The sequence below is a fragment of the Hyphomicrobium denitrificans 1NES1 genome (genome assembly GCF_000230975.2).
GTDB lineage: Bacteria > Pseudomonadota > Alphaproteobacteria > Rhizobiales > Hyphomicrobiaceae > Hyphomicrobium_B > Hyphomicrobium_B denitrificans_A.
In genome coordinates this window covers 421,856-438,638 of sequence record NC_021172.1, presented here as the reverse complement: position 1 = coordinate 438,638, position 16,783 = coordinate 421,856, and the positions used below count along the sequence as shown (strand labels likewise).

General features: G+C 57.4%; 15 protein-coding genes. All 15 read left to right on the top strand.

Annotation, left to right across the window (positions count from 1 at the left end):
* Positions 1 to 21: 21 nt before the first annotated feature.
* The 15 genes from HYPDE_RS02075 to HYPDE_RS02005 all read left to right on the top strand — a co-directional run bounded on the left by HYPDE_RS02075 (position 22) and on the right by HYPDE_RS02005 (position 16,742).
* A complete protein-coding gene (locus HYPDE_RS02075; protein WP_015596672.1) occupies positions 22 to 1,248 on the top strand; it encodes a hypothetical protein in 1,227 nt (408 codons plus the stop codon).
* 231 nt (positions 1,249 to 1,479) lie between these two features.
* Complete coding sequence (locus HYPDE_RS02070; RefSeq protein WP_015596671.1) at positions 1,480 to 2,742, top strand: lipopolysaccharide biosynthesis protein; 1,263 nt, start codon at positions 1,480 to 1,482, stop codon at positions 2,740 to 2,742.
* Positions 2,743 to 2,761: 19 nt separating this feature from the next.
* Positions 2,762 to 3,859, top strand: coding sequence for a glycosyltransferase family 4 protein (locus HYPDE_RS02065; RefSeq protein WP_015596670.1), 1,098 nt, complete (start codon positions 2,762 to 2,764; stop codon positions 3,857 to 3,859).
* A 118-nt stretch (positions 3,860 to 3,977) separates the two neighbouring features.
* On the top strand, positions 3,978 to 4,847 hold the full coding sequence (locus tag HYPDE_RS02060; RefSeq protein ID WP_041319803.1) for an FkbM family methyltransferase: 870 nt from the start codon (positions 3,978 to 3,980) through the stop codon (positions 4,845 to 4,847).
* A 17-nt stretch (positions 4,848 to 4,864) separates the two neighbouring features.
* Positions 4,865 to 5,773, top strand: a complete 909-nt coding sequence (locus tag HYPDE_RS02055) for an FkbM family methyltransferase (RefSeq protein WP_041320745.1) — start codon at positions 4,865 to 4,867, stop codon at positions 5,771 to 5,773.
* A gap of 8 nt (positions 5,774 to 5,781) precedes the next feature.
* Complete coding sequence (locus tag HYPDE_RS02050) at positions 5,782 to 6,930, top strand: glycosyltransferase (RefSeq protein ID WP_041320744.1); 1,149 nt, start codon at positions 5,782 to 5,784, stop codon at positions 6,928 to 6,930.
* 8 nt (positions 6,931 to 6,938) lie between these two features.
* The gene (locus HYPDE_RS19675) at positions 6,939 to 8,066 is read left to right on the top strand and encodes a glycosyltransferase (RefSeq protein ID WP_015596666.1); all 1,128 of its coding nucleotides are present in this window, start codon (positions 6,939 to 6,941) and stop codon (positions 8,064 to 8,066) included.
* Positions 8,054 to 9,202 carry a glycosyltransferase family 4 protein gene (locus tag HYPDE_RS02040; protein ID WP_015596665.1) on the top strand — a complete coding sequence of 383 codons (1,149 nt, stop codon included), beginning with the start codon at positions 8,054 to 8,056 and terminating at the stop codon, positions 9,200 to 9,202. Before HYPDE_RS19675 ends, HYPDE_RS02040 begins: the two co-directional genes overlap by 13 nt.
* Positions 9,195 to 10,439 (top strand): glycosyltransferase family 4 protein, encoded by a 1,245-nt coding sequence (locus tag HYPDE_RS02035; protein ID WP_015596664.1) that lies wholly within the window; start codon positions 9,195 to 9,197, stop codon positions 10,437 to 10,439. The genes HYPDE_RS02040 and HYPDE_RS02035 overlap by 8 nt, the downstream gene beginning before the upstream one ends.
* Positions 10,440 to 10,485: 46 nt before the next feature.
* Positions 10,486 to 11,814 carry a hypothetical protein gene (locus HYPDE_RS02030; RefSeq protein ID WP_015596663.1) on the top strand — a complete coding sequence of 443 codons (1,329 nt, stop codon included), beginning with the start codon at positions 10,486 to 10,488 and terminating at the stop codon, positions 11,812 to 11,814.
* Between the two features lie 32 nt (positions 11,815 to 11,846).
* On the top strand, positions 11,847 to 13,058 hold the full coding sequence (locus tag HYPDE_RS02025; RefSeq protein WP_244437756.1) for a glycosyltransferase family 4 protein: 1,212 nt from the start codon (positions 11,847 to 11,849) through the stop codon (positions 13,056 to 13,058).
* Positions 13,055 to 14,218, top strand: coding sequence for a glycosyltransferase (locus HYPDE_RS02020; protein WP_015596661.1), 1,164 nt, complete (start codon positions 13,055 to 13,057; stop codon positions 14,216 to 14,218). The genes HYPDE_RS02025 and HYPDE_RS02020 overlap by 4 nt, the downstream gene beginning before the upstream one ends.
* Complete coding sequence (locus HYPDE_RS02015) at positions 14,215 to 14,799, top strand: putative colanic acid biosynthesis acetyltransferase (RefSeq protein WP_015596660.1); 585 nt, start codon at positions 14,215 to 14,217, stop codon at positions 14,797 to 14,799. The genes HYPDE_RS02020 and HYPDE_RS02015 overlap by 4 nt, the downstream gene beginning before the upstream one ends.
* A complete protein-coding gene (locus HYPDE_RS02010) occupies positions 14,796 to 15,929 on the top strand; it encodes an acyltransferase family protein (RefSeq protein ID WP_015596659.1) in 1,134 nt (377 codons plus the stop codon). Before HYPDE_RS02015 ends, HYPDE_RS02010 begins: the two co-directional genes overlap by 4 nt.
* Before the next feature lie 18 nt (positions 15,930 to 15,947).
* On the top strand, positions 15,948 to 16,742 hold the full coding sequence (locus tag HYPDE_RS02005) for a YdcF family protein (RefSeq protein ID WP_015596658.1): 795 nt from the start codon (positions 15,948 to 15,950) through the stop codon (positions 16,740 to 16,742).
* Positions 16,743 to 16,783: the final 41 nt, after the last annotated feature.

Genomic DNA, 16,783 nt, shown 5'->3' with positions numbered 1-16,783 from the left:
CACGCACATCGGAGCGCGCGAATGAAATCCAGAATTGCCACTGGCGCATTGATCCTTGCGCTATTCGTGCTGATTCTCTCAAAATCGAAGCTCGCATATCTGGTCGCCGGCAACTTCCATCTTATAGCTGCGTTTCAGGCATCATCCCCCGCCATCCGCTTTGCATTGGGAAATGAAGTGATCGCTGAAAGTCCCCTACAGGGTCTGAATCGCTACCGGAAAAAGCAGATATGGGATTGGATAAGTTCATCTCTGCGAGATGAACCATTCAACGCGCGTGGACTGGAGATTATGGGCCTGCTCGCCGCGGATAATGCCAATACGGCAATGGCCGATCAATTCATGTCGATTGCCGTCCGGCAATCTTTACGACGGCAATCTGCAGCCTATTGGATCTTGCGAAAGAAAATGGCGGCGCGCGACTACGCTGCTGCCGCAGGTTACGCCGATGCCCTATTGCGAGCCAGGCCGCAACCGATGCCACTCATTATCGCAGTTCTCACAACGATGGCTGAAACGCCGAACGCCCGCGAAGCTTTGATTAAACTTCTGGCCGAAGATCCACCGTGGCGATCCTCGTTCTTTTCGCATCTCAAAGGCCACATCAGAAATCCGTATGTGCCCCTGAGGCTTTTGCTGGCGCTCATAGCTACGCCGCATCCCCCGACATCTCGGGAAATTGGCGATTATCTGCGTCTTCTTCTAGATAATAAACTTTACCGACTGTCCTATTACTGTTGGCTGCAATTTCTGAGTTCCACGGAGCTCGGCGAAACCGGCTTGCTCTCCAACGGCGCTTTCGAATTCGCACCTTCCGGCTTGCCTTACGACTGGAAAATCGCATCCGGCGACGGTGCCACGATCGAAATCGCACCAAGAGACGATCGCCCCGCCGACCGCGCGCTGTCCATTGAGCTTGGTCCGGGTCGAGTCGACTTTCACCCGGTTTCGCAATTGCTGGGATTGCCCCCGGGCCGATACACGCTGTCAGGCTCGTTTGAAGGAAGCATTCGGGGACGCCGTGGCTTGATATGGCAAATCGGTTGTCTACCGAAGCCGAGAACAGTGGCAAAGACGGAAATGTTTCTTGGCGACGTCCGGCAATGGAGACGTTTCACCGTTGTTTTCGAAGTTCCCATGGATTGCATAGCGCAGACGCTCGAGCTTATCCTGGACGCTCGCTCCGCCTCAGAGACAATCGTCTCCGGGTTCGCTCGGTTTGATGACCTCACAATTACGAGGAAATAGCCCGTCAGCATTTCGCGTTTTACAAAGTAATATCCCCCTTATTAACAAGATGCATAAACCGTTCGGTATCAGCGAATATCTCATTGCTTGTAAATGGCGATAGTGCTAGTCCTTATTTGTTATATTATTGAATCGATAAAGCTTCATCGCGAGGTGCGCCCTGCACCCAGCGTGCGGTAGCTTTGCGCAAGTTGATGCAGCTAGAGCAGTGTCAGACACGGAATTCTCACGTTGAAGTCGCTTCCGGCTTGGTCAGGGTCTGTTGCGACGAACGTTATCAATCTCGGGTTCGGAATAGCGACGGGCGTTCTCGCAGCTCGCCTGCTCGGTCCAGAGTCTCGGGGAGAACTCGCCGAAATCCAATTCTGGGCAAGCGCCATAGCCGGGATGGGCATCTGCTCATTGCCGAGCGCGCTCAGTTTTTTTATCGCGCGACGGCAAGACCAGGCGTCAATGGTTGGGAGCGCACTCGCCTCCGCCGCCGCACTTGCTTTGCTTTCGCTGCTCTGCGGATTGGTTCTGGTCGACTTTGCAGCCGACCCCAAGCTGCGCAATTTGCAGATGTTGTATCTAATCTTCTTCCTGCCGGCGAATTTTGTCGCTCTGACGTTGGTCGCTATCGATCACGGACGCCAGGATTTCGCTCGCTACAATGCCTTTCGCCTGCTCCCGCAGGCTACGTATATGGCCGGCATTATTTTGCTCTGGCATCAATCGGCACTGAATGTTCCGATGCTGCTTGCCGCATCGTGGCTTGGAACCTTCCTCATTTGCATCGGTAGGTGGTGCCATATCAGATACAACGGCATCTCTGTTCCCAGGCTGCGTGAGATGACAGCGCTGCTACGAACGGGGCTCGAATTTCACACGACGGCATTTGCGGGAATTCTTTCTCAAAACGCCGATCGAGTAATTTGCATAACCTATTTCACCCACGCGGATCTTGGCCGATATGCCGTCGCCCTGACGCTATCCGGCGCGGGGCTTGGCATAGTCTCAAGCGCGACATCGATCGTTCTTTTTCCAAAACTCGCCGCCGCACAGAGCTTCGCTGTGCGCCGGCACCTCGTCCGCAATGCTCTCGGAGCATCCTGTATCATTGCGCTGATGACCAATGCATGCATTGCACTGATCATCCCGGTCATGCTCCCATTCTTGTTCGGTCACGAATACGACGAAGCTGTTCCGGTCGCGATTTTGCTTTGCATCGCGCAGATACCGACATGCTTCGTGCAGACCGCCACCGTCGCGCTTCGTGCACTCGACGACTGGCGCGCCGGTCCATACGCACAATTGTCCGCCCTCGCCATATTCGTACCGGTTGCGGCTGTCATCGTTCCACGGTTTGGTTTAAACGGCATTGCCGCTTCGCTTATGTTCAGCCAAACCGCCGCCACCGCGCTGCTGCTGCGCCGACTGCAAGTCTGCGTCGGCCTCAGCGCCGTCCAATGCATGACACCTGAGCTTCGTTGGCTCATCGCGCGCCTCCGTTGACAAACGTGATGCCATATTAATGGTGAGTATCCAACGGCTCGAGACGCCGCTCTTGCGAATTCTGGTCATCGCAGATGCCAAGATCTCTGTTCCACCCAACGGTTATGGAGGCGCGGAGCGCATCTTTGCGCACTTATGCGAAGGCTTCGCTCGCCGCGGCCACGAAGTGACGCTGATGGCGGCGGAAGGATCGAAGAATTATGGTCGATTGATCACATATCCCTGGGCCGGTCAGCACACCATCACTTGGCGCGGCTACTGCAAGTTCAACTTTGCTCTCCGCAGCATGCGCGAGCTTTTCTCCGGACACGACGTTATAGTCGCGGGATGCCGCACAGATTACCTCTTTCCATTCCTGATCGCAGGCGTTCCACTGATCTACCGCTTCGGCAACCCGATCGATCCCATCGATGTAGAGCGACTGAAAAATACCGCGAAAGGCCCTCTATCGCTGGTCGCCGTCAGCAATCACCAGCGCGCCGAGTTCTCGTCCGGACCCTGGTCTACGATTTACAACAGCGCCGACATCCGGCGGATTGCGTTCTCGGCCCAAGCGATGGGCGGCTATCTCGCATTCATCGGACGCCTGACGGCTAACAAGGGCGCCGATGCCGCGATCCGCATTGCAAAGCAAACCGGCCTTCCGCTTAAGATTGCCGGCAATATTTCTGACGAACCAGGCGGCCGCGCATTCTTCGAACAAGAGGTACGACCGCAGATCGGCGGCAAAATAGAATGGATCGGCGAGATTGGTGATGATCGAAAATTCGAGTTTCTAGCTGCCGCCGATTCCGTCCTGGCGCCGATCCAGTGGGATGAGCCATGCGCGAATATCGTGATGGAAGCGCTCGCCTGCGGCACACCCGTGATAGCGACCCGCCGCGGTTGCATGCCAGAACTCATTCGTGACGGAGTTACCGGCTTCCTCGCCAACAATGAAGACGAAATGACGTGTTCAGTCACACGTATCGGTGAAATTTCCCGTCGAGCCTGCCGGAAAGATGCCGAGGAAAGGTTTTCGACCTGCGAAATGGTCGAAGAATATCTCGACATCGCCCGCGAATTGATCGCGAAAAAATATCGAACGTTCAAGCAAGCCCAGTCCCTCAACACCTGAGTACCCCCCACACATTCCGTAGCTTACCTGCACATGGGACCATCCGCGCCCGATACAACGGTATTTCACTATCGTATCGCGGTCGAGGAATTCGGTTAAATAATTGAAGGCCAAGCACATGACTTTGCACTCGACATTTCGAACTGCTGCCCGCACGACAACGCCATTCGCGCTCTGGCAAACACTCGGCTTCGTCAAACGTATTCCTAGTTATTGGCGATTGGATAGAAGCGAGGCGCTGCGGATACGTAATCGAACACCGGGCCTTCCGCTTTATGTCAAAAACGGCCTCACGGTATTTCCGCCCGAAAGCGTCACCGCCTATCTCAACTGGCAGCATCACGGCATTGAAATCAACGAGTCCTCGGTCGAAGCCAGGGAATTCCTCGAGCTTTCGAAAAATCGCATGGCGCTCATCGATATCGGTGCTCAAACGGGCTTCATGTCCGCGCTTTTCGCCCGCTCACGACCGCATGCCTGCCACATCCTCTCGGTCGAGCCGGATCCCCAGGTCCTGCCTCTTCTTGAGCGCGCGATTGCATTGAACACGGGGCCACACATTGACTGGAAGATCATGGCCGTGGCCGTATCTGACATGTCGGGGCGGCTCATCATGCCGATCAGCAATCGCCTCCACGAGCACGCGATGAAAGCGTTCAAAGCGTCCGACGTTGACGTTCCCGTGACGACATTGTCCGATCTCTTGACCACGATCGATTGGCAACCCGATATCATGAAGATCGACGTGGAATCCTTCGAACATGAGGTGCTCTGCTCCTCGCTGCTCGTCATCGAAAGGCTGAAACCCGCCTTGCAGCTCGAAGTCCACTGGCAAATGCTCGAAAGACGCGGTCGAAACGCCATCGATTTTCTCGAGCCGCTCGCATCCATCGGCTACCGTGGTCTTCGCCGGCAATATCGCGATCTCCACGCATGGATGCGCGCCGGACGCTCCGAAGCGGTTTCGCGCCTCGCAATCTCGACTTGAAGTTCGAGGAGACACACATGCTTCAGAGGCACACGTTCGGTCGAGAGATCAAAGACTTGGTCAAGATGTCACTGCCATCGTCGCTGTTCAGGCGAGCGAGATTCCTGAAACGGCTTTCGATCTACTACCGCATGGAGACGTCTGACCTCATCCAGAGAGACATGGACGCCGGAGTCGATTGTATATTTTTGAGCAAGTCCATCCGGCTTCGGCTACCGGACGACGCTTTAGCGCATAATGTATTCCGCACCATGGCTTTCGAAGCTGGGGAATGGCGCTCATTTCTTGAACTTGCCGACGGCTGTCGTGCACTCGTTGATGTCGGAGCATCGGGCGGCTTCTTCTCCGCGCTGTTTGTAGCCAGCAGAACGAGCCCCGTTCAAGTCTTGAGCATCGAACCGGACTCGCCATCCCAAGTCGTTCTTGCAAACGTGCGGGATCGCAACCTGAGCGCCAATGCGGAATGGCACATCGATGCACGCGCAGTCGGAGAACCTGCTAATGTCGAATTCGTATCGTCCGGATATGGCGTGGCACGCAGTCTTTCACCGATGAGCGACGCCAGTACCGAACGAACGGCAGCCAAAAACGGTCGACCATTCGCACGCGTAGTCGTCGAATGCGCTCCGCTTCAGCACATATGCAAAGAGCGCGGAATTGTGCCCGATCTGCTCAAGATCGACATCGAGGGCATGGAGTGGAATCTTGTGCAATCGTCATTGGATTGGCTGTCGACACTTCGCCCCCGGATGCACTTGGAGGTTCATCCTCCTTTCATACGCCGCCAGCATGGCGATCCCCTCCTTCTTCTCAAAAATCTCGCGAAAATCGGATATCGGCCGTTCGATGGAAAATCCTGGGACAGTATCTTCAAGCGAGCGAATAACGACTCAAACTTCCATTTGGACCTCATAGGCCAAGTCTAAGGGTGGCCATGCCGCGTAGAAATTGCGTCTTGATCGCCTTGATGTCGCTGGCGGCGGAAGGCACCCCTCGTTTGGCGCTCGAACTAAGCCGCGAATGGATTGCGGTCGGCGTGCAGCCCATTATCGTCGTGATGCAGGGATCGCCCAATGATCTCGCCTCGGATTTCGAAGCACTCGGGTTAGAACGCATTACGCTCAATCTTCCCGAGCGCGGATATGCACGTTATCTCATTCTAGCCTTCCAGATTTTTAGGATAGCCCGTGCACATCGCCCTGCCGCATTGCTTTCGATGTCGCTAGGCTGGCACGCTTTTATGGCAATCGGCGCGCGGCTTGCCGGCGTGGATCGCATTATCGCGCACGTCGGCAATTATCCGGACGCGAGCACAGGAAACGCTTTCCGCAAGTTTAAGTTTCTGGTTCAGTTCGGACGGCCATTCACGGACAGCTTGGTATGCTGCAGTCAGTACGTACGCGCGGGAACGGTCCTCCACTTCGGAGTGAAGCACTCGGAAACCGCCGTTATCTACAACGGTCTGCCGACCGCCTTCAGCCGTTGCGATCGTAAACCTTCCCGGCGAACGAATGAGGCGCCTTTTATTATCGGCATGGTCGCACGATTAGAAGGCCATAAGGATCAACCGACATTGATCCGGGCGGCTCGCATACTCAAAACGCGCGGGCGAAACATTCGTGTTTGGCTCATTGGCGACGGCAGCCGACGCCATGAGCTTGAACTCCTGATTGACGCGGAAGACGTGGCAGATACCGTCGAACTTCTCGGCATGCGAAAAAACGTTGTCGACTTGATCACGCAAATGCATCTGTTCGCTTTCTCGACGACGTCCGACGAGGGCTTCGGAATCGCCCTGATCGAGGCAATGGCAGCCACCGTCCCAGTCGTCGCCAGCGACGTCGGAGCCTGCCGCGAAGTTTTGGATAACGGCCGATTGGGAACTCTCGTCGCGCCTGCCGATCCGGCGGCATTGGCGAATGCCATCGACGCAGTTCTCGCAGACGCAACCATCGCCGACGCACGCGCCCAACTCGCGCAACAAAAAGTTGCCTCCGCATTTTCTATGACCGACATGGCCCGCGGTTATTCGGACTTGCTCGGCCTGCCTATGCCTGAAACGTCACCGGATTTCGCCGCTTGAAGACGGTTATGCACGTCATTACCGGCCTGGGAACCGGCGGCACAGAGATGATGTGCCTGCGTCTCGCTCGCCATTGGCAAAACCGTTTCGAGCAGCATGCTCTGGCATGGTCATCGTCGTCGCGGAGTTTGGAGCGGGATTTCAACAATGTCTTCCAAGACCACGTAAGCGTCCTGCCTTCCGATAGACAATCATATTTCGATCAATGGAGGTGGGCTCGAAAGCAAATCGCGCAAAGAAAACCCGACGCAATCCTCCTTCATTGCTTTGGCATCCCACACCTCATAGTCGCCGCGGCGGCACGAAGCGCGGGCGTTCGCCGGGTGAGCGCTTGGGCGGGGAATCCGCCGCCTCGAAGTCGGATTGCCCGATTGCGGTTCTGCGCGATTCTGGCAGCATCGCGCATCATCCGATGCCCTGTCCTCTCGTGCTCCAGAACGGTGGAGCAGGAGTTTAAGCAGCTTGGAATCGGGATGCCCGCACGGTCCGCAGTACTACCTAACGCCGTCGACGTTGCCGACATTCTTGCTGACGCCCGGCGTTTGCGCGAAATGCGTAGCGACCTCCGACCGACAATTGCAATGGTGTCCAGACTGGACGTCATCAAGGATCACGCAACACTTCTGGAGGCCTTCGCGATCGTACGGCGCGACATGCCAAGTGCGCAACTGTGGATCGTCGGCGACGGTGCCTTGCGCGGCAATCTCGAAGCGCAGGCACGCTCGCTCGGAATCGCGGAATCGACGTCGTTTCTGGGAAATCAAACCGATGTCGCGAGGCTGTTGGGACAGGTCGATGTCTTTGCATTCAGCACCACTCGCGACGAAGGTTTTGGCATCGTACTGATCGAAGCCATGGCCGCGGGCATCCCGGTCGTCGCGAGTGACGTAGCCGCCTGTCGCGAAGTCTTGGCTGACGGCGAAGCGGGCATACTCGTTTCACCTTCCGACCCAGTTGCATTGGCATCGGCCATTAGCCGAGTTCTGAATTCGCCAGAATTGCGCACGCACTTCGCGTCAAAAGCATTGCAACGCATTCGCAGCGAATACGGCATCGAGAGTTGTGCACAACGCTGGGAAGCACAATTGTTCGGCGCTCCCCAATCCCTGAAACGGTTTGCCGAATGCGCATCCTGACATGCATCGGCGACGCCACGTCGCCCACCACCTGGAGCGGCACGCCGTTCCATCTTTTCAAAGCTGCCCGGCGAGCGGGCTTCATCGATGCCGCTTGGCGGCTCGACCCGAAACGACAGCGCTTCCATCGATCGATATGGAACGTCTGGTCTCGCGTCCGTCACGGGCAATATGGCGGCTTTCAGTATAGTGCCTACTTTCTCCGTCGCTTGCTGGATCAAGCCGATCCGATCGGGAACGAGGCTGAGATCATCAGCCATTTTCCTCTCTTCCCACCGCCGAACCATGGCGGCACAGTGAGCTACTACATCGATGCGACGCTCGCGCAAAACTTCGAGGAGTATGGGCTCGCAGAAAGCTGCAGGGTCAGTCGCCATGTGATGGCCGATGCCATTGCACGCGAAAAGGCGCAATATTCCGCCGCAAAGCACATCGTTTGCATGAGCGCCTGGGCGGCACGCTCCGTCGTCGAGCGTTACGGCGTAAGCCCCGCCAAGGTCCACGTCGTTCCGGGAGGTTCGAATATCGATGATCAAAGCATCGGCAATCTCACTAATATCCAGCCGGGATCTCTGTCAAAACTTCGACTAGGTTTTCTTGGCAAGGACTGGAAACGAAAAAGTCTGTCCTTCTTACTCGACGTTGCCGAAATTCTTCGTGCACGCAATATCGATGTTGAAGTCGCGGCTGCGGGCTTCGCGCCCGCAGATGGCCCCCGTCACCACCTGTTGCGGACCGTCGGCTACATCGACAAGCACAGAAACCCACAGCGCTTTCTCGATTTCATCCAGGCCTGCCATTTCGTCTGCCTTTTCTCCTCCGCCGAAGCGTTTGGGATTTCGAATCGCGAAAGCTTGCGCCTCGGCATCCCGGTTCTGGCACGCAACGTCGGGGGAATATCGGACACGATCCCGGAAGGTTGCGGTCATTTGTTTGCCCCCGACGCGACCGCAACCGAGGTCGCTGACGTCATCGCAAATTACCTCGATGAGCCAGATCGCCATGCGACGCTCCGTGCCCGCATTCGTGAACGTGCCAGCACGTTTACGTGGGATGCGGCCGTCGAGAAGCTGATGGCCATTTGGTCGGGCTCACCCGCTTATTCCTACGCGCAAGCGAGCAGTACAAATGCCTAAGCCAAACCCATTGCGATTTGCAGTCCTGCAGCCGGGCGCACGACTGCACTACGCCGTTCCGGCTATACTTGAACGCGCCGGCATGCTTCAGCGCTTCTATACGGACTTCTGTGCAAATGTCGGAGCGACCCGCTTCGTAGGGCACGTATGGCCGACCTGCCTCCGCCCCACGCTCGTACACCGCATGTTCGGGCGAACACTCCCACCAAATCTCTCCGCCGCAAAGGTGCGTCAGGTGCGAGGTGCCGTCGTCGCTTGGCATATCGGTCGGAAACTCGGCTTCGAAGCAAGAACCGGCTCTGTTTCCGATGCCGTGATGAAGCGTGCACGGGCCGATCACTTCGGCGGCGCCAACGCCATATATACTGTCATCGTCAACGACGACATAGACCTTTGCCAGGAAGCCAAAGCGCGCGGCTATCGCATCGTACACGAAGCCATGCTCAATCCCGATATTGGCTTACACCTCGCGGAAGAATATCAGCGCTTTCCGGAAATCCCTTGGACTATCCCGTCCCTCGATCAAGTTGAGGACGGCCGCAAGCGCGACCGGCGCAAGTACGAAATCGCCGATCTGATCCTCGTTCCATCCGAATTCGTCTATCGCTCGGTGATCGCGCTCGGAGCCGATCCGAGCAAGGTCGCGATCGTACCCTACGGCATCAACGGAAGCTGGCTAGATGCAAAACCGAATCCCATACCTGGACGCGTTTTGTTTGTCGGCACGGTGGGACTGCTCAAGGGAAATCACTACTTGGCCGCCGCCTCACGCATTCTCAGAGAGCGCAATGTCGCGTGCGATATTCGCGTCGTTGGTCCCGTTGCAAAACATCAGATACGCGATCCTCTGTTCGAAGGCCCGCACTACGTCGGGCAAGTTCCGCGCGCTTCGGTTCAAAATGAATTTCTCGCGGCCGATGTCTTTGTTCTTCCCACTTTGTCAGAAGGTTTCGCCCTGGCGCACCTGGAGGCAATGGCTTGTGCAGTTCCCGTAATTACGACGCCAAACTGCGGTTCCGTCGTACGGAATGGTATCGACGGCTTCATCGTGCCGATCCGCGATCCCGAAGCCCTGGCTGACGTGATAAAACGCATCGTTACGAACCGGGATTTACGGTCGCGCATGTCTCAGAACGCGCGAGCTCGCGCACGCGAGCACACATGGGAAAAGTACGGCGAACGACTGCTCCACGCATTTTCCAAACTCGAATCCTCCGGTGCGGAGCAGCTACCGTGAAATCTCCAACCGCCATCAACCGCTTTCGGTAACCTAGACGCGCAACATGTTCTATGCGCTTGCCGGCCTGCTCGCTGCCTTCGGAGCTTGGGCGATATTTCGCGACTGGATGTTGTGGCGAGACGTATTCCATCCGACCATCTTTTGCGTGCCGCAATGTCTGTTCCTTTATGTCTGGCTGCCGCTTTATGGACTGGCGAATGACGATTTCGAGTTTCTATCGCGCGCCGGCTATTGGGATGAACTGGCAAAGTTCCAACTCGTCGCGAACATAATGTGCCTGGCACTGATAGTTGGCATTTGGCGTGGCGCCCGTTACGCGCATAGAGCATCCGCACCGATCATTCAGCAAAATCCAAATGCTATTCTGGCTGTCGGCGTAGTCTTCGGCGCGTTGGGGGCGCTGACGTGGATTATCGGAATCATAAATGTCGGCGGATTTGGCGCCGCTTACGGACATGCTTATGGCGGCGGCTGGGACGATAGCGGATACATTCGCGAAGCCGCCCAATTTGGATTTGTCGCAACGCCTCTCGTCATTCTGTCACGGCGCCATGGCGGAATGCGGCCAAGACATTGGCTGCTCGTGTTCGTTTTTCTCTTGCCGCTACTCGTGCAGGGTTTGCTCGGAGCGCGGCGAGGTCCAACATTCCTCGCCTTGGCCGCAATTGCCGGCAGCTACATTCTCGTTTTCCGGCCGCGCATTCCCTTTGTCCTTGCTGCGACCGGGGCGCTCGCCGTCGGTGCGCTGCTTCTCTGGCTGGTCGCCAATCGCGACGCCATCTACATCGGGTCGAACGAAAAATTCGATGGTTCGGTATCGATGATGTTGGAGAACTGGTCCGGCAACGAATATTTATTCAGCTCGGCAATTGTGCGCTACGTCGATGAAACCGGCGAGACCTTCAGCGGAGAGCGCATTCTCGCGCATATGGGCGCCAGAATCATACCGCATTCGCTATGGCCGACGAAGTATGCCGACGTCGTTTCCGCATTGGGACTGAATATCGATCTAACACGCGGCGCGGGAATTCCAGTGGATCGCATCGCGACGATCACGGGCTGGGATATCGCAGTCGGCGCGGCGCCAAGCTTTGTCGGAGATTTCTGGCTGGAATTCGGATTGCTGGCGCCGCTGGCGATATTCGTAGTGGGCTGGCTCTATGGTCGACTTTGGAGTCTCAGCCGCCGTGATCCCCGCGTGCAACCTGCATATGTGCTGCTGGCGGCGCTCTCGATCTACCTACTGACACAGACGATCGAGGCGTGGATGTTCAGAGCGCTGCTCTTCGGTCTGCCGGCGCTTCTCATTCTGCGCATCGTCGCGCGCCAGACCCCCGCCGCAGTCTCTTCTCTTTATCGGCGGCCCGCATAAAGTTGGATACGCGCCCAACCGCCGCCAGTCCCATGCGGATTGCGCTATTGTTCCGCAGTTACGGCCCTTACCACTTGGCCCGCCTTGATGATCTCCGGCTGCGCGCCTCAGTTCTCGCCCTCGAGTTTTCAGACTTCGATGGCGAATACGATTGGGGCGTGACGGAAGAAAAGCGAACCGCTGGTGTTATTTCTCTCTCGAAGCGGCAAGAAGAGCGAATGCGAAGCCTGCAGGCACTGGACGGTTGGCTGAAGAATTTTTCGCCCGACGTCGTCGCCATTCCCGGGTACGCCGAACCGTTCTCCCTGCTAGCGGTCTGCCTTTGCCAGGGCCTCGGTATTCCAACTGTACTTATGAGCGACTCTCATGCTCTGAACGGTCAGAGAAACCCAATCCGTGACTCCTTGAAACGCCATTTCGTGTCACTCTTTGATGCTGCGCTTGTCGCGGGAACACCACAAACCGAATATCTGGCCAGACTCGGCTTTCCGAGATGTCGGATTTCTACCGGCTACGACGTCGTCGATAATCGGCATTTCGCACGCAATAGCGCGCAGCGCCGCCCGATTCTCGTTCCGCAGGCGAGCGGCAGTTTGCATCGACCTCACTTTCTATGCTGCTCGCGCCTTGTTGAAGGAAAGAATCTCATGTTCCTGATCGGCGCCTTCAGGCGCTATCGGGACAAGGCCGCCGAAAAGGGTTGGGACCTGACGATTGCCGGCGACGGGCCGCTCTACGGCATAATCGCGCGCCGCGTCGCGGAGCTGTCTCTTACAGAGCATGTCCATCTGATTGGCCGCAAGGCGTACGATGAATTGCCTGCTCTCTACGCCTCGGCGGACGCCCTTGTATTTCCAAGTCTGTCCGAAACATGGGGCCTCGTCGTCAATGAAGCGATGGCAGCGGGTTTACCTGTTCTGGTGTCCAAAGGCGTCGGATGCCATCCGGACCTCGTTCAAGAAGGCATCAACGGTCGCGTCTTCGACCCGGCCAATACGGCGCAACTTGCAACGCTGCTGTATGAGATCGCAAACACCCCAAACCGACAGGCGATGGGCGACGCCAGCCTTCGCATCATTCGCGACTGGGACTTAAACAGGTTTTCCTCAGGATTGATCGAGGCCGCGGTTGCTGCCTATTCGTCCCGCTCGCATAAGAAGCCGCGCGCCGCCGTCGCGATGGCCGCCGCACTTTCATACCGAGCCTCGACGCGCGCTGCCGACCACACCATTCGACCGAAATGAAAGCTGCGCTCGTAACCTCATATCTGTCGCGGGCAGGCGGCGGCGTCTCGGCGGTAGTCGAAGCATTGTCGCGAAGCTTGCTTGCAGCCGTCGCCGAAGTCCACGTCATAGGGCTGTGCGATCCTCAATGGCGCCTTCAGTCTGCCGATTGGCAAGGAGCGCCCGCCTCGGCGCTCGCTGTTCGGGGACCTTCTGCCCTCGGATACGCGCCAACTGCGCTTGCCCGGCTGCACGACACTGACGCTTCGATCGTCCACACGCATGGGATATGGACTTATCCTTCGCGGGCCGTATCTCTGTGGTCCTCGCGAATGCGCCGCCCATACATCGTATCACCGCACGGCATGCTCGACGCCTGGTCGCTACGTCAGGGGCGATGGAAGAAAGCGATCGCCGCTTGCCTCTACGAGAATGCGCATCTGCGCGGCGCGAGCTGCCTACATGCACTTTGCGAAGCAGAAGCATCCGCCATCCGCAGCCTTGGCTTCGTCAATCCCATATCCATCATTCCGAACGGCGTAACGCTCCCCGAACTTGCGGGTGAACCTGGTCTTGCGCCTTGGCATGCGCGCACTCCCGCTGATGCCAAAATCATGCTGTTCTTGGGGCGATTGCATCCGAAAAAGAATCTGACCTCACTGATCGACGCGTGGCCCGCGCGAGCAGATGCGAACGGCTGGCATCTGGTCATCGCTGGGTGGGACCAGGGCGGCTACAGCCAGACGCTGGAACGCGCTATTGAAAAGCGCCGGCTGACAGGGCGCATCCATCTCGTAGGTCCGCTCTTCGGGTACGACAAAGATGCAGCACTACGCCGGGCACACGGCTTCGTACTGCCGTCGCTCAGCGAAGGCCTGCCGATGTCGGTGCTCGAAGCTTGGTCTTACGAATTGCCTGTTCTGCAAACGGATGCGTGCAACCTGCCCGAAGGATTTAAAGCGTCCGCAGCCGAACGGTTATCGCTGAACCCTCACGACATGGCGCGCGATCTGTCCCGGTTTTTGAACAAAGATCTTGTTGAATTGCAACAGATGGGCCGCAATGGCCGCGCGCTGGTCGAACAGAAATTCAGCTGGAGCACTGTGGCTGAGGCATTTCTCGCGGTCTATGAGTGGCTCGTGACCGGTGCCGGGCGTCCATCAACCGTCCGCTTGCCGTGAGCGCATCGCTTCGCATGATGCGCCTCGACATCTACGACAGGAAATCATTCAAGCGCGGCCGTCCACGATGGATTGAAGCATTATGGCTCGTTGCCCAATGCCTTCTTGTCAGTTCGTCGCTACCCGGAGCGGCCCACCGCCGATGGCTATTGCGCTTGTTTGGCGCGAGCATCGGACAGGGCGTCGACATCAAGCCGCGCGTCCGCGTGAAATTTCCATGGAGGCTGACCGTTGGCGATCACAGCTGGATCGGCGAAGGCGTCTGGATCGACAATCTAGTCGACGTCAAAATCGGCTCGCATTGCTGCTTATCTCAAGGCGCTTATCTCTGCACCGGAAGCCACGACTGGACGAAGCCCGGCTTTGACTTGATCGTCCGGCCCATTGACATCGGCGACTGCACCTGGATTGCCGCGCGGAGCATTATCGGCCCGGGAGTCGCCACCGGCGAAGGCAGCATTCTCGCTCTCGGTAGCGTCGCGACGCGCAACCTTATGCCGTGGTCGATTTACTCGGGCATCCCGGCCATAAAGATCAAGTCACGGTCACCGCAGATGGCAGTCACAATGGATCGCGCGTGAACCTTGCTGCGCCACTCCGCTTCGAGCACGTCGCCGAACCCGCCACTCCACAGCAGAAATATCTCGCACTCGACCTTCTGCGCGGTGCGGCTGCCTTGACCGTGTTCTTTTGTCATGTCCGTGCCGCCGCGTTCGTCGAGTTTGGCGCCTTGCCTGCATCGCAGCAGACACTGCCCGTTGCGACAGTCTTCGCGTTGACCCGTATAGGCCATGAAGCCGTTTTGGTATTCTTCATATTAAGCGGATTTCTCGTTGGCGGACCGGCGATCAGGCGCGCGCTCCATCAGCAATTCGATCTTCGAACATACGCGATCGATCGCGGGACGCGAATCTTCGTTCCTCTCATTCCGGCATGCATCCTGACGGTCGCCGTCGGCTCTTTTGCATTTAACGTCAAACCCGATTGGTTGCGGGTCGGATTGAACATCGTCGGACTGAACAACATCTTCGGCGTTACGCTGCCCATCAATGCTCCGCTTTGGTCGCTCGCCTACGAAGTCTGGTTTTACGTGTTCGCAGGTGCCGCCGCTTATATGCTGTCCAACCGGAGGATTGATGCGGCCGCACTGGTCGCCTTGCTCGGCGCTTTTGCAATCCTTTCGTGTTCAAGAGCGGGGTATCTGCTGTTCTGGTGTCTCGGAGCGGCCACTACCTTCGCCCTCCCTTGGCACAACAAGAACTCGCTCGCCATGGCGGGACTCGTCTGCTTTCTGACCGGATGCGCTACCTACGAAGCTTCGGCAGCAAGCCGGTCATTTGCGAACATTGCGCTTGTTCCGATGTGGGCATCCGAAACGCTGGTTTCGGTCGGCGTCTGCCTCACACTGCCTCTTCTATGCACGCAAAAGGCAGGCGACGCTTTGAAACCTATTCGCGCGTCTGTTCTGGGCCTCAGCCGGATGTCATATTCACTCTACCTCGTTCACTATCCTCTCAACTGTACTCTCGATCTTTGGCTGCCAAGGGCGACGGAGTTGTCGCTCGCATCGTTTGCCGCTTTCTTCATGCGAGGAAGTCTGGTATTCGGCGGATCGTTGCTGTTCTATCTCTGTTTTGAATCGCAAACAGCTACGATACGGCGCTTTCTCGCGCGCCGATCCGGCAACGAGCGCGGCAATGCACCGTGCTGATGGTCTCGAAATCACCGCATGTTCCACATCGCCTCGAAGATCCTCTTCTTTCTCGCTCAGCCGTCGAACCTCGCTGTCTTTCTCCTTGCGGCAGGCTTCATCCTTTACCGATTTCGCCCATCGGCCGCACGATGCTCAATCGCCGGAGGTTTCGGCTGGATCATGCTCGCCGGTTTCCTGCCGCTCGGAAACGCACTCATTCTTCCGCTAGAGCAGCGGTTCGAGAAATATCAACCCGCACTTCCAGAAGGTGCCATGACGGGCGTTATTGTCCTTGGCGGCTTCGAGGACGGTTGGGTCACATCCGGACGTGGCGGCCTCGCAGTCAACGAGGCGGCGGAGCGGCTGACGGAAACTGTTCGCATCGCGCTCCTGCGTCCCATGACGAAGATCGTATTCACCGGCGGAGTTGGAGACCTGTTCGGCGGCGCAGAAGCAGGCACGGCCATCCGCCAGTATTTCGTGGATGCCGGCATCTCCCCGGAGCGCGTCATAATCGAGAATGCCTCTCGGGATACTTATGAGAATGCAGTCTTGACCCGTCGAATGCTCAATCTGGTGCAACAGGATCGCTGGCTGCTCGTAACATCAGCGTATCACATGCCTCGCGCTGTCGGCGCATTCCGGCAAGTGGGATTCAACGTCATCCCGTTTACGGTCGACTTCCGCACGCACGATGCCGGAGACCTGCTTCGGCCTCCCGGAAGCGTGGCGGCCGGACTGCAGCGCGCCGATCTCGCCGTCAAGGAATGGATCGGCCTGATCGCCTATCGGATCGCCGGGCGCAGTTCGGCTCTCTTTCCTGCGCCATAAGCGAAGCACCCTGCGCAGCAACCTTTGAAAATCCGATAACG